General features: G+C 34.0%; 9 protein-coding genes and 2 tRNA genes. 8 read left to right on the top strand and 3 right to left on the bottom strand.

Features of this window, described 5'->3' with window-relative positions; translation table 11 throughout:
- The first annotated feature begins 30 nt into the window (after window positions 1-30).
- The 4 genes from proS (at window position 31) to rpsT (ending at window position 2,085) form a co-directional block, all read left to right on the top strand.
- Window positions 31-1,509, top strand: a complete 1,479-nt coding sequence (gene proS / locus U0D62_RS01500) for a proline--tRNA ligase (RefSeq protein WP_322193441.1) — start codon at window positions 31-33, stop codon at window positions 1,507-1,509.
- A gap of 80 nt (window positions 1,510-1,589) precedes the next feature.
- Window positions 1,590-1,661 (top strand) — tRNA-Glu (locus U0D62_RS01495).
- Between the two features lie 68 nt (window positions 1,662-1,729).
- Window positions 1,730-1,801, top strand: a tRNA-Glu gene (locus U0D62_RS01490).
- Between the two features lie 35 nt (window positions 1,802-1,836).
- Window positions 1,837-2,085 carry a 30S ribosomal protein S20 gene (gene rpsT, locus U0D62_RS01485; RefSeq protein ID WP_201921740.1) on the top strand — a complete coding sequence of 83 codons (249 nt, stop codon included), beginning with the start codon at window positions 1,837-1,839 and terminating at the stop codon, window positions 2,083-2,085.
- Between the two features lie 109 nt (window positions 2,086-2,194).
- Here the strand turns inward: rpsT and U0D62_RS01480 are convergent, their stop codons facing one another.
- Complete coding sequence (locus tag U0D62_RS01480; RefSeq protein WP_322193440.1) at window positions 2,195-3,904, bottom strand: OmpL47-type beta-barrel domain-containing protein; 1,710 nt, start codon at window positions 3,902-3,904, stop codon at window positions 2,195-2,197.
- 660 nt (window positions 3,905-4,564) lie between these two features.
- Between U0D62_RS01480 and U0D62_RS01475 the strand changes: the two genes are divergently transcribed.
- The 4 genes from U0D62_RS01475 to U0D62_RS01460 are packed head-to-tail and all read left to right on the top strand — an operon-like array spanning window position 4,565 to window position 11,408.
- Window positions 4,565-7,711: a SusC/RagA family TonB-linked outer membrane protein gene (locus tag U0D62_RS01475; RefSeq protein ID WP_322193438.1), complete on the top strand. Its 3,147-nt coding sequence runs from the start codon at window positions 4,565-4,567 to the stop codon at window positions 7,709-7,711.
- A gap of 10 nt (window positions 7,712-7,721) precedes the next feature.
- Entirely contained in the window at window positions 7,722-9,179 is a 1,458-nt protein-coding gene (locus U0D62_RS01470) for a SusD/RagB family nutrient-binding outer membrane lipoprotein (RefSeq protein ID WP_322193436.1), read from the top strand.
- An 11-nt stretch (window positions 9,180-9,190) separates the two neighbouring features.
- A complete protein-coding gene (locus tag U0D62_RS01465; protein WP_322193434.1) occupies window positions 9,191-10,138 on the top strand; it encodes a hypothetical protein in 948 nt (315 codons plus the stop codon).
- Window positions 10,139-10,157: 19 nt separating this feature from the next.
- Window positions 10,158-11,408, top strand: coding sequence for a Calx-beta domain-containing protein (locus U0D62_RS01460; protein ID WP_322193433.1), 1,251 nt, complete (start codon window positions 10,158-10,160; stop codon window positions 11,406-11,408).
- Window positions 11,409-11,555: 147 nt separating this feature from the next.
- On the opposite strand, the gene U0D62_RS01455 is transcribed toward U0D62_RS01460, so the two are convergent.
- Entirely contained in the window at window positions 11,556-12,794 is a 1,239-nt protein-coding gene (locus U0D62_RS01455; RefSeq protein WP_322193432.1) for a glycosyltransferase, read from the bottom strand.
- Between the two features lie 84 nt (window positions 12,795-12,878).
- Complete coding sequence (locus U0D62_RS01450; protein ID WP_322193431.1) at window positions 12,879-13,655, bottom strand: zinc ribbon domain-containing protein; 777 nt, start codon at window positions 13,653-13,655, stop codon at window positions 12,879-12,881.
- Between the last annotated feature and the right edge of the window lie 2 nt (window positions 13,656-13,657).

Below are 13,657 nucleotides of genomic sequence, written 5' to 3'. Positions count from 1 at the left end.
AGCCACAATATTTGTGCCAAATAGCAGTTTATGAGCAAGAATCTAACAAAGCGTAGTGAAGATTATTCAAAATGGTATAATGAATTAGTCGTAAAGGCTGATTTAGCTGAGAATTCAGCTGTAAGAGGATGTATGGTTATTAAACCGTATGGGTATGCTATCTGGGAAAAAATGCAGGCCGAATTGGATAAAAAATTTAAGGAAACAGGGCATCAAAATGCATATTTTCCTCTTTTTGTGCCTAAAAGTTTGTTTGAAGCAGAAGAAAAGAATGCTGAAGGTTTTGCAAAAGAATGTGCAGTAGTTACTCATTATCGATTAAAAACGGATCCAGATGATACTTCTAAGTTAATTGTAGATCCTAAAGCTAAACTAGAAGAAGAACTAATTGTACGACCAACTTCTGAAGCAATTATATGGAATACTTATAAAGGTTGGATACAATCTTATAGAGATTTGCCTATTTTAGTTAATCAGTGGGCTAATGTAGTAAGGTGGGAGATGAGAACGCGTTTATTTTTACGTACTGCCGAATTCTTATGGCAAGAAGGGCATACGGCGCACGAAACTAGAAGTGAAGCTATTGCGGAGACAGAGCAAATGAATAATGTGTATGCTGATTTTGTAGAAAACTTCATGGCTATTCCTGTAATTAAAGGAAGAAAAACTGAAAGTGAACGTTTTGCTGGTGCAGAAGATACCTATTGTATAGAAGCATTAATGCAAGATGGAAAAGCGCTTCAGGCGGGAACTTCGCATTTTCTAGGTCAGAATTTTGCTAAAGCTTTTGACGTAAAATTTACATCAAAAGAAGGAAAACAAGATCATGTTTGGGCTACGTCCTGGGGAGTTTCTACTAGATTGATGGGGGCGTTAATAATGACTCATAGTGATGATAATGGTTTGGTTTTACCTCCAAATTTAGCTCCTATACAAGTGGTGATTGTGCCTATTTATAAAGGAGAAGAGCAATTAGAGCAAATTTCTGTAGTTGCTAATGAAATTGTTACTGACCTTAGATCAAAAGGAGTTTCTGTAAAGTTTGATAATAGAGATACTCATAGACCTGGAGCTAAATTTGCTCAATATGAATTGCAAGGAGTTCCATTACGAATAGCAATTGGACCAAAAGATCTTGAGAAAGGAACCGTAGAACTAGCGCGTAGAGATACGTTAACAAAGCAGTTTGTTGCTAAGGATAATGTTGTGGATACTATAGAAGCGTTGTTAAAAGAAATTCAAGAAGATTTACATCAAAAAGCGACACAGTATCGAGATAATCATATTACAGAAGTGGATTCTTTTGATGAATTTAAAGAAATTTTAGAAAATAAAGGAGGTTTTATTTCTGCTCATTGGGATGGTACTGCTGAGACCGAAAATAAAATAAAAGAGCTTACAAAGGCCACTATACGCTGTATTCCTTTTGATGCTAAAGAAGAAAATGGTAGTTGTGTTTATACCGGTAAACCGTCTAAAATTAGGGTGTTATTTGCTAAAGCATATTAAGGTTGAAGAAAAAAATAAAATAACACTTGCGCCATTAAAAAATAGTTGTATTTTTGCATCCGCAATTAGGCAAACAACTAGGCCCGTTCGTCTATCGGCTAGGACGCCAGGTTTTCATCCTGGTAAGAGGGGTTCGATTCCCCTACGGGCTACAAATATTGAAATTAATTGTGAATTTAGAGTGAAAGCTATAAATTTGCAATCCTTGAAAAAGGAAAATGGCCCGTTCGTCTATCGGCTAGGACGCCAGGTTTTCATCCTGGTAAGAGGGGTTCGATTCCCCTACGGGCTACGAATTTTATAGTAAAGAAATTTAATAGAAGAGAGATGGCAAATCATAAGTCAGCATTAAAGAGAATTAGAAATAGTGAGACAAAACGTCTTAGAAACAGATATCAGCATAAAACTACACGTAATGCTATAAAAAAGTTACGTGAAGCTGATAAGAAAGAGGCAGAGACTTTGTTTCCTACAGTTGTTTCAATGCTTGATAAGTTAGCTAAAAATAATGTTATTCATAAGAATAAAGCAGCTAACTTAAAGTCTCAATTAGCAAAACACGTAGCTGCTCTATAATTCAGTTTACGTTTAGAAATAAAAACAAACTTCTCCCTTGTATATTGGAGAAGTTTTTTTGTTTTAAAGTTTAGTTTAGTATTTGGGATAAGGGGTGTTTTCTCTTTATTTACTCTTCAACAGAAAATTCTATAGTTGATGAACTTTGATTACCTAGATAATCTATAGCTCTTACCTTAATAGTGTAGTTTTTTCCTGTTATAAAATTTTTAATAGGATTAACATATAAGGATTCAGTTCCATTATTAATACTATAATATATTTTATCTGTTCCTACAGCATTATCAGTTCCTGCCAGATATAACTTACTGTGTTTTGAATATATCTTGATCTCTTTTTCTCTTATTTTTTTAAATCCAAGAGGTTCACTTCCAAAATGGATATGAAGTTTAGGTGCTTCATTATCTACAAAAAAGAAAAAATCCTTAGATTTCGTATTGTTCACATTGTCCTTTCCTGTGTACTTAATAGTGTGAATACCTGTTTTGGCAACTGTAAACGGACTGCTGTATGTGGTAGTATTACTTTGATCCATGGAGTATGTAATTTCTTTAAGCCGTGATTCTTGATCCTGCCCGGTTAATTTGATTTTGGTTACTTCTCTGATAAAGGTTGTATCTCGAGTAAAAAATTTAGGACCAATATATTTGTGGGATACAGAAGGAGAGGTATTGTCAAGATGATATAAAATTTGATTACTTTGTTTTTTACCTATGTTTCCAACCTTATCTATTCCGTAAGTATATATTTTTGTATTTCTGGTAAAAGATATTTCTTTTTCATATTTGGTGTATGTCCCATCTCCATAAGAATAATGTATCTCTTTTACTCCTGCTTTGTTATCTGTTGCAGAAAGTACAAGCTTTGTTCGATCTGAGACGTAGGTGGTGCTACCTCGTTGGTAACTATCTTCTTTGATCTTTAAAGTGATGTTTGGAGCGGTTTTGTCTAGAAAAAAAGAGCTTGATTGTTTACTTTCTTGATTTTTTACGTGATCAATAGCATAGTATCCTATAGAATGAGTTCCTTCTTTAAAGGATTTGATGTATAAAGGATCTCCGTTGTATAATATAGGAGTTTCTGTATTGTCATATGTATAGTATGTTTTTTTAACTCCAGAAAGATTATCTTGGGTGCTTAGAATATATTTTCCTTTGGGGCCAACAACAAGCTCATTGTTGATGTTGGTTTTGGGGCCTTCGTAAGTGATATTTGTTTTTGGGGCAGTAATATCCAGAATAAACTCTTTGGATAGGCTTTTTTCTATATTTCCTACATTGTCAACAGCATAAGCTAATATATTGTGTTTACCTTCTTTAGATATTTTTTCAGCTTGTGAGTATTCTTTATAATCTCCTTTGTCAATCGATATGTATTGGTTTTGAATTCCTGACATTTCATCTGTACAGGTCATTTCTATGGTTAATCCAGGGCCGTAGAATTTTGTTGTATTGTTAGTGTAAGATGTAGAATTTCCAAAAACAAGGGAGGATATCGGGGCGATACCATCTGCATGAACTTCGAAGCTTACATCCTTTTCTGGTATTGGTTTTACATTATCAGTGTGCTTGATAAAATGTGTTCCGTGCCCATCTAGGTACATTGGATTTGCATATTCAGGTGTTTTTTCACTTTTGAGCTTGTGCGCATCTTTTGGATCTGTATTCGTTGATATAAACACATAGATGGGTAAATCAACCTGAACATAATAAGATCCTTGTTTGTCAACATAGCTTTTTTTTTCGTGTTTTTTTTGTTCTTGGGAATAGGTAAATAGAGAAAAGTAGACTAGGGTTAAGGTTAGTAATAGTTTTTTCATAAGTGGGGTAGGGTTATAGGTTAGTTTTTATAATTAATATTTTGATAATTACGTATAATGTGTTTTAGATGAAATTAACTATTTATCGGATGAAATGCAATTTTAATTGTTAATACAGTAGTCTTTTTCTTGTTAACATGTAAAATTAGAATTTGTTAACTGTTTGATTATCAGTTTGAGTTTTGGGGAATTTGATTGTTAATAAAAAGTTAAGGTATTTTATGTTTTTTTAAAACATGATTTTGTAGGAAAAAGATTTTAAAAAGTTGAACAAAGCTCTTTTTTGGAGAGAAAGATTGAGAGCAAAAATTAACAAAATTAGGTTTTTATTAATAGTTTTTTCAACTTCTTAAAAAGCGCATATTCCCCGACTATTACTGAGTTTATACCGTATATTTTTGTTTCAATAATACCCGATTATTGATGTTTTTATCTTTTTATTCATTTTTCATTTTCGTAAGATTTTGCAGTAAAATTTTTCAAAATGAAACCAAAAATTGTTTTTTATTTCGATTTTATCAGATTTTATGTTAAAAAAATATACTGAGTAATAGTATGTTACGAAGTTGTGATAGTATACTATCTGGTATGTCTTATTCATTTGGAGGTTAGGTGTAGAATTCCAATTTTCGCACAAATCAATTAAAACACATTTTAGTAATGAGAAAAACACACACTGTGATTTTAACACTTGTAATGGTGTTAGTTATGCAGCTTTCTTTTGCGCAAGAAAAAGTAATTTCGGGAAATGTGTCGGACAGTTTTGGGGCGCCGATACCTGGAGTTAATATCTTTATAAAAGAAAGAACTGATGTTGGGACACAAACAGATTTTGATGGTAATTATACTATAAAAGCCGATGCGCAAGACGTGTTGGTTTTTAGTTATCTGGGATTTGTGTCACAAGAAATACCTGTAGAAGGTAAAGATGTTATAAATGTAAACTTAGAAGCAGCGGTTGCTGAATTAGGTGAAGTTGTGGTTACAGCATTAGGAATCAAGAGATCAGAAAAAGCATTGGGGTTTTCAATTCAATCTGTAAAAGGAGATGATATTGCAAAAACCAAAGAATCTAATCTGATTAATTCGCTTTCTGGAACAATTGCAGGTGTTCAAATCACCAATAGTTCTGGAGCAACTGGAGCCTCTTCTAGAATTACATTAAGGGGGATTAATTCTCTTACCGGTAATAATCAACCATTATTTGTTATTGATGGAATTCCGATAGAGAATAATAATTTTGGTACAGCAGGACCGTTTGGAGGAAGAGATTTGCCTAATGGAGTAGCTGATATTGATCCGAGTACTATTGAATCTATTTCTGTTTTAAAAGGGCCTAACGCGGCGGCTTTATATGGTAATAGAGGAAGTAATGGAGTTATAATTATAACAACCAAAAGAGGAAATGAGAGTGATAAATTAAATATCAATATTTCTTCATCGATAGATTTTGATTCTCCGTTAATATTGCCGGATTTTCAAAATTCTTATGGACAAGGTTTAAATCAGGATTTCTTTGAATTTGTTGATGGACAGACAGGAGATGCTGGTTTGGATTTTAGTTGGGGACCACCTCTTGATGTAGGTCTTTCGTTTGTACAGTGGAATTCTTTTGATGGGCAACCACTACCTTGGGTATCACAGCCTGATAATATTAAAGATTTTTATGACACGGGATTAAATATCAGAAATAGTATAACATTTTCTGGTGGACATGAACAAGGAGATTATAGACTTACTGTGTCTAATTACGATCAAAAAGGAATTGTTCCTTTTACGGATTTTGAAAGAACCAGTTTTAGTGGAAGTTTTAATCAAAAACACGGAGAAAAATTAACTTCAGGAGTTAATGTTCAGTATATAAAATCAGGAAGTAGTAATATTATTTCAACAGGGTATACTCCTGATAATCCAACTCAGCAAATTAACGGTTTTGCAGGAAGAAATGTTGATTTTAATGCATTGAGAGATTGGAGAAACCTTCCGTTAGCAGCATCAAATACTGCTGCAGCAGGAACTCCTATTAACTGGAATACAAGATTTCAAAACAATCCGTTTTGGGCTTTAGAAAACAATAAAAATACTTTTGATAAGGATCGACTAGTTGGAGGAATCAATGTTAATTATGAATTCAATAAGAATTTTTCTGCGACAATGAAAGTGTCCGGAGATTACTCTTCAACAAGAACTCAAGAAAAAAGACAGCACGGTTCGATTGCATTTCCTAATGGTTTGTTTAGAGACTTTGTGGGAACCAGATTAGAAGTTAACTATGAAGGATTAATTAGTTTTAATAAAGATCTTAATGAAGATTTTAGAATTAATTTGAATGCGGGAGGAAATAGGTTAAACAGATCTTTTGAAAGCTCATTTGTAGGTCTTAATGATGGTCTTGAGATTCCTGGTTTATTCGTAGCAAGTAATGCTAGACAGGGAACAACGCCAGTTAATACCACACAAAGATCAGAAGTTAGAACAAATAGTTTACTTGGTTTTGGGCAAATTTCATTTAGAGAATATGCATTTATTGATTTTACTGCCAGAAATGATTGGGATAGTCGATTGCCATTAGGAGGTAATTCATTCTTTTATCCATCAGTTAGTGGAAGTCTTATTTTGACAGATGCATTTGATCTGAAAAGTGATGCAATATCATTTTTAAAACTTAGAGGATCTTGGGCAGAAGTAGGGTCTACAGGACAGTTAGGGCCATCACAATTAGAACAAACATTTGTGATCGGGACTCAGTTTGGAGATGTTCCTGCATTTAGACCATCCAGAGTTATTTTTGATCCTAATATCAAGCCTGAGAAAACAATCTCTACAGAATTTGGATTAGATGCAAGGTTGCTTAAAAACAAGGTTCGCCTGGATGCAACGTACTATAATAGTAGAAGTGAAGATTTAATTGTTACAACCGATATATCTGATGCTTCAGGTTTTTTTACTGCGGTTAATAATGCCGGGGTAATAGAGAATAAAGGTTTTGAAATTAGTCTTGGAGCGACATTAGTAGAGACTCAAGATTTTTCTGTAGATATTACTATTAATTACGCAATGAACGACAACGAGGTTGTTGAGATTTCTGAAGGATTAGAATCTATTACATTAGGAGGACAATGGGGACTAATTACTGAGGCAAGAGTAGGAAAACCATATGGTAACTTGAGAGGATTTGGATATGCCAGAGATACTCAGGGAAATATAATTCATGAAAATGGATTGCCTGTTATTGATGATGAATTAAAAGATTTTGGATCTTTTCAAGAAGACTGGAGAGGTGGAGCTAGTATCGGAATTAGATATAAAGGGTTAACTTTTTCAGGGTTGATAGATGCAAAAATTGGAGGAGTTATTCATTCGATCACGAATACTTGGGGAAAACATGCTGGTATTTTTGAAGAGACTTTGGTAGGAAGAGAAACTGGTATTGTGGGAACAGGTGTAAGAGAAGATCCTAATAATGCTGGGCAATTTATTCCTAACGATGTAGTAGTATCAACTTCACAATATTTTCAAACAGCATTTTCAAACAATATCCACGAAAGCTCAATATATGATGCTTCCTATATCAAATTAAGACAATTGTCATTGTCCTATGCTTTTCCTCAAAAACTTCTTGCTAAAACAGGAATAGATGAACTTTCAATAGGAGTGTCAGGAAGAAACCTGGCGATATTATATAAAGAAGCTCCTCATATTGATCCCGAAAGTGCATTTAGTAATGCCAACGGAGGTCAAGGATTAGAGTCGGGGCAGATACCTTCAGTAAGAAGCATTGGCTTTAACCTAAATCTTAAATTATAAAATAACACAGATGAAAAGTAAAATCATAAAAATAATATTGATAGGTATTATTGCAACACCATTATTTTATAGTTGCGATAGTGACTTTGAACAGATCAATAGTAACCAGGTTAGTCCTACCGTTGTGCCAGAAGGCCAACTGTTGTTAAATGCGCAGAGGAATCTGGCAAACACGATGTATACCATGCTTTTTTATGGAGAAATGGGAGCAGTATGGGGTCAACATTGGTCCAAAAATGCATTTAATTCAGAAGAATTATATAATGTTAGACTTTCTTCAAGAAATAACATATGGGCAAACTTATATGTTTCTACTATTAATGCTACCATAGAAATGGAAAGGCTGGCTCTGGACAACGATAATACAAATCTGATTGGAGTTGCTAAAGTAGTTCAAGCCTATACATATTTGTTGTTGACAGATACTTATGGAGGAATACCTATGTCTGAAGCAGGGCAAGGTTTGGATGGAAATTTTACACCTGCATATGATTCACAAGAAGATGTGTATTCACAATCGATAGCTTTATTAGATGAAGCTATGGATTTATTAGCAAATGAAATTGGAGATATCGATGATGCGCAAGATGTAATTTATGCTGGAGATATTAATAAATGGAGAAAATTTGCAGCAAGTTTAAAGTTTAGAGCTCTAATGAGAATATCTGGCAGAATAAATGTTGCAGCTCAACTTCAAGAAGTAGTTAATAGCGGATTATTGTTTTCTTCAGTTGATGATGAGGCAAAGTTCAGTTATCTCGAAGAAGGAGCTGTTAATGTAAACCCTATTTTTAATACCATTGTTACTGGTAACAGAATAGAATATATTCTTAATGAGTCATTGGTTAATTATATGGATGGAACAAATGGTATCACAGATGAGCGACTTGTAGTATACGGACAATTGAATAATGAAGGAGTTTATAAAGGAAAACCAGCAGGATATCTTAATATTCCTGATGAGTTTACAGGTGATAATGTGTCTCAATTGGGAACACGTTTTCTTGATGCACAGCTACCAGCTTACTTCTTATCATATACTGAGTTACAATTTCTTTTAGCAGAAGCTACTAAGAAAGGTTTTATTAGTGGAGGAGATGCTCAGGCAGAAACATATTATCGTCAGGGTATTAGATCTTCATTTTTAGAAAACGGACTTACAGAAGCAGATTTTAATACTTATATCTCTCAATCCACCGTGGCTTATAATTCAACGAATGCTGTTGATCAGATTGCTTTACAAAATTGGATTGGATTGTTTGGTCAAGGTTTTGAAACCTGGACAGAATGGAGAAGAACAAAAGTTCCTAATTTACCATTGGCTATAGACGCTGTTACTACAGAAATACCATCTAGAATCCCTTACCCTGGTTCTGAGCAAAACGTTAATTCTGCTAATTACCAGAATGGAGTACAAGGAATAGAAGGAGGAGATGTTTCAACTGGAAAATTTTGGTGGTTACAATAAAAAAAATAGATATGAAGAATATTAAAAATATAATGAAGTTTACTGCTGTTCTTACCGTGTTGTTTAGCAACGTGTTTCTGGCAGTTTCGTGTTCTGATGATTTCGATGATAATGAAATCATCAATGTTAACCCTCAACAAGGAGGTTTGATAGAGTTGGATCAAAATTTAATTAATTACAATATTGGTAATCAAGGACCTTATGCTGTAGCAGGTTCGGCTTTTCAAGGAGATGTAGAAACCAGGACCTTAGAAGTATATAAAAGTTTTTCTCGTATTGCAGACGGGGCTACTTCTAACGAAGTATTACTGGCTACTATAACACTTAATGGTAGTAATAGTGGTTCGATTAAAGAGCGATTCGAATTTAATTTTACCTTAACTGATTTAGCACAAGATCTTACTGTTGATGGTGCTCAACTTACTAATGATGAATCAACTTACGCTATCGGGGATGCGTTTAATCTCAGATATGTGGCAGTTACAAGTCAAGGTAATAGAGCAGAGAGTAATGAGAAAACTTCTATTCAAGTTTCTACAAGATTTGCTGGTACCTATACATTGGTAGACGGAGCTTATTATAGAATTGGAGTATTAAACGATGGATATACAACAGATCCAAGAAGTACTACAAGAGTGATTAGGTCTATATCGACAACAAGATATGTTGTAGAAGATTGGGGAGAATGGTTTGCAAATGATAGTCAATTATTTTTTGAGATCGACCCAGATACCAATGAGGTTACAGTAGAAACTGTGGATGGAGATGGAGTGCCAAGAACGCTTAATGGTATTGATGCAGTGGCTTGTCCTAATGCAATTTTTACCAATGTTTCATGTGATGGTTCTAATATTGCTATTGTTGATGATGTTAATGGTAAAGATCGAATCATTCTTACGTATGGATATCTGTCATCAAATGGTGCCAGAGAATTCTATGATATTTTAGAAAAACAATAGTTTAAAATAAAATTTAAAGATGAAAAATATTATAAAAACATATTTGATAGCTATAGTTGTCTTGTTTTCAATTATTGGTTGTGAAGAGGATGATTATACAGGTTTTAGTACCCTTCAGCCTCGTGATGTTACTGTATCTGTAAATATACCTTTTGCTTCGCCTAATAATGTGTTAGAGCAGACAGGAAACATATATACGTATACAGTTAGTTTATCAGAACCTCAGGTAGTTGATGTTGTGATAAAGATTGCTCAGGTTGGTGGAGATGCTACAGCAGGAGAAGATTATAATATCTCAGGAGATATCCGTATTAATAGAGGAGAAACTTCTAAACAAGGTACTATAGAGATTTTGAATGATAACATAGTAGAGGGAACAGAATCTTTGGTCTTACAATTTGGAGATAATTCTACTGCAAATGTTGCTTTAACGCCAGTTACTGCTACAATTAATATCGCTAATTATACAGAAGATAGTTTGTTTCTGGAACTAGGATGGGCAGTGAATGGCCAGTATGCTGATGGTTCGGACATACCTACTTCTGCATATGATATGCGTATGTTAATTACTAGTCCAGAAAACCCTTATCAATCTGCTATTGAAATTGTAGATAATGAGACTCCAAATTTTGAAACTTTTTTAATGTCATCAGATTTTGCTGATGGAGAGTATTTTGTGTATGCAGATTTCTTTGGAACATTGGATACAGGAGGGTTAGGAGATATTTCTTTGGATCTTTTCCTAAATTACTCTCAGGCGGGAATTATCAATAGCTCGCAAGTGTTTGCAGGAGAGGCTTTGCAGAACAATAACGGAAATTGTTCTCTTAACTCATTTGCTTTGGCAAAAATAACAAAATCAGGAAGTAGTTATCAAATTGAAGAAGTACTTGAGAATTATGTATTACCAAATTATGGAAATATACCTTTTGATTATTCTAATACTTTCGATAGTACCACAATAACAGGATCTGGAGTTTTTACAGAAGAATCTCCTAATGTTTATGCGATTAGTCCAGGTGTAGAATTCGGATTCTGGACCGAGGCTTATGGTATTGACCCTCCAGGTGGAGATGTACGCTTATTAAATCTAGGTTGTGAAGGGTTGCAATACGATGGTGTAGCCGAAGACCGATTTGGTAGAGCTGGTTATTCGATAGATAATGTAAGTTTTAATGGACCCGATTTAAGTTTTCAATGGACTACTGGTTGGGGAGAAACAGGGTTTGTGACATTAACCCGAACTGATGGCTTAGATTGGCCACAGTAAAGAAGATGATTAAAGTTTAACGGTTGTACTATTTAAACTACGTCCGTTTTATATATTTTTTTGAGTTAGCTTAGTGAAAGACTCCGTATAGTATTATACGGAGTTTTCTTTTTTCTAGATAAATTCTCTTGATAAGATTATAGGTGCTTATTTAGACCTGTTTTTTTCTTCAATCCAACGAGACATAAACTCTGTACTTCTTGTGGTATGATACTGTAACATACTCCCGATAAAATTATTATTTCTATGCTTGTGAAGGTTTTCTTGTAGTGTATTTATGTTATTAATAAATGACTCAGATAAACTTTTCTTAAAACGAGTATTGATAATTTCTATTCCGTTTTGTTGTGCTTGCTGCCATATATTTTTATTTGTGTATAGTCGGATAGCAGCCTTTGCAAATGTTTCTATATCATCAGAAATGAAACCGTTCCAGTCAGAATCCTCTCCTAACATTCCTTCTGCTCCTATGCTAGTGGTAACACTTGGGGTACCTTGTGTCATTGCTTCAGCAAGTTTACCTTTTATTCCAGCGCCAAATCGTAATGGTGCGAGACAAACACGAGCATTTTTCATTACTATTTTAGCGTCTTCTGCCCATCCTTTAATGTAAAAGCCTTCGTTAGGATTGTTTAATTGAGTGGCTTTAGGAGGCGGATACGATCCATAAACGTGAAGTTCTGCTTCTGGTAATTCTTTCTTAATTAATGGCCAGATAGATTCTTTTAGATATAAGACACTATTCCAATTGGGCTCATGGCGAAAGTTTCCAATCGTTATAAAATGAGTTCTTTCTTCATACGTAGGCCAGTTTTCTTTTGTTTGTGTTGTAATAGGGTCAAGTAAAAAAGGAAGGTAGCGTAATAGATCTTCTTCAATTTTAAAAATATTTTTAAGTAGATTCATCTCAAAATCTGATATGATCAATGTTAGATCAGATCGGTAAATACTCGCTATTTCTCTTTTGGCGTTATCTGTAGTTAATAGATCATTAGCCTCAAACTTTTTTCCTTTCTTAAACGATTCATGTCTTGATTTCCTTAAACAATGTAGGTCCTCTGTGTTAAGTATTCTAATGGCTTTTGGGCAATGTTTAGAGACTCGCCAGCCAAATTGTTCTTCTATCATAAATCGATCAAATAATACAATGTTAGGTTGTGTTTCTTTGATGAAAATATCAAAATCGGGATCGTTTACTAATATAGAAACTTTTGTTACACCTAGCTCTTCGAGGTTAATCATATGATCGCTATCTGCTGCAGGGCTAGCAAAAGTAACTTTCCAGTTTTGAGATATGAAAAGTTCTATCAATTGCATCATCCTACTTCCTGCCGCAGAAGAATTAGGTTCTGGCCATACAAACCCTATAATGAGAATATGATTCATAAATATTGTCGTTGTATTATTATATTAATTAAAAAAGCCCCAGTGAAAAACTGAGGCCTAATATAATTTATTCTAGTTTGCTATTTATAACTTAGCAAATAGAGCTTCCATTTTTTCTTTTTGTTCTCTTGCAAGCTCCTGATCAACTAGGATTCTTCCACTGTGTTCATCAGTAATGATCTTTTTACGAGAAGCAATTTCCATTTGTACTTGTGGAGGTATAGTAAAGAATGATCCTCCAGAAGCACCACGCTCAATAGGAACTACTGCTAATCCGTTTTTAACATTTTTACGGATTCTATTATAGGCAGAGATTAAACGAGCTTCAATTTCTTTTTGATAATCTTCAGACTTAGATATTAAAGCTTGCTCTTCTTTCTCAGTTTCAGCAAGAATAGCATCTAATTCTCCTTTTTTATGAGATAAATGCGCATTGCGCTCAGAAAGTCTTTCTTTAGTTTGAGTTATGATCTCATTCTTTTGAATGATCTGTGCTTTATGCTCTTTAATATGCTTTTCTGCTAATTGGATTTCTAATTCTTGAAATTCAATTTCTTTACTAAGAGAATTGTACTCACGATTGTTACGTACATTTTTCTGTTGCTCTCCGTATTTCTTTATTAATGCTTTAGCTTCTTCGATTAGATTTTTCTTATTCTTGATATTTTCGTCAAAAGTATCAAGATCAACATTTAGTTTTTCTAATCTCTTATTTAATCCGGCTACTTCATCTTCAAGATCTTCAACCTCTAAAGGTAACTCTCCACGCACGTTTCTGATCTCATCAACTCTAGAGTCTATTAATTGCAAGTCATATAATGCTCTTAATTTTTGCTCAACAGTAACTTCTTTCTTTGCCATAT

The organism is Aquimarina callyspongiae, assembly GCF_034322225.1.
GTDB lineage: Bacteria > Bacteroidota > Bacteroidia > Flavobacteriales > Flavobacteriaceae > Aquimarina.
This window is presented reverse-complemented; position numbering and strand designations above follow the sequence as displayed.

Coding starts and splice junctions, on each gene's coding strand:
- U0D62_RS01465 (WP_322193434.1), top strand. CDS start 9,191: ATGAAGAATATTAAAAATATAATGAAGTTTACTGCTGTTCTTACCGTG.
- proS (WP_322193441.1), top strand. CDS start 31: ATGAGCAAGAATCTAACAAAGCGTAGTGAAGATTATTCAAAATGGTAT.
- U0D62_RS01470 (WP_322193436.1), top strand. CDS start 7,722: ATGAAAAGTAAAATCATAAAAATAATATTGATAGGTATTATTGCAACA.
- U0D62_RS01455 (WP_322193432.1), bottom strand. CDS start 12,794: ATGAATCATATTCTCATTATAGGGTTTGTATGGCCAGAACCTAATTCT.
- U0D62_RS01460 (WP_322193433.1), top strand. CDS start 10,158: ATGAAAAATATTATAAAAACATATTTGATAGCTATAGTTGTCTTGTTT.
- U0D62_RS01475 (WP_322193438.1), top strand. CDS start 4,565: ATGAGAAAAACACACACTGTGATTTTAACACTTGTAATGGTGTTAGTT.
- U0D62_RS01450 (WP_322193431.1), bottom strand. CDS start 13,655: ATGGCAAAGAAAGAAGTTACTGTTGAGCAAAAATTAAGAGCATTATAT.
- U0D62_RS01480 (WP_322193440.1), bottom strand. CDS start 3,904: ATGAAAAAACTATTACTAACCTTAACCCTAGTCTACTTTTCTCTATTT.
- rpsT (WP_201921740.1), top strand. CDS start 1,837: ATGGCAAATCATAAGTCAGCATTAAAGAGAATTAGAAATAGTGAGACA.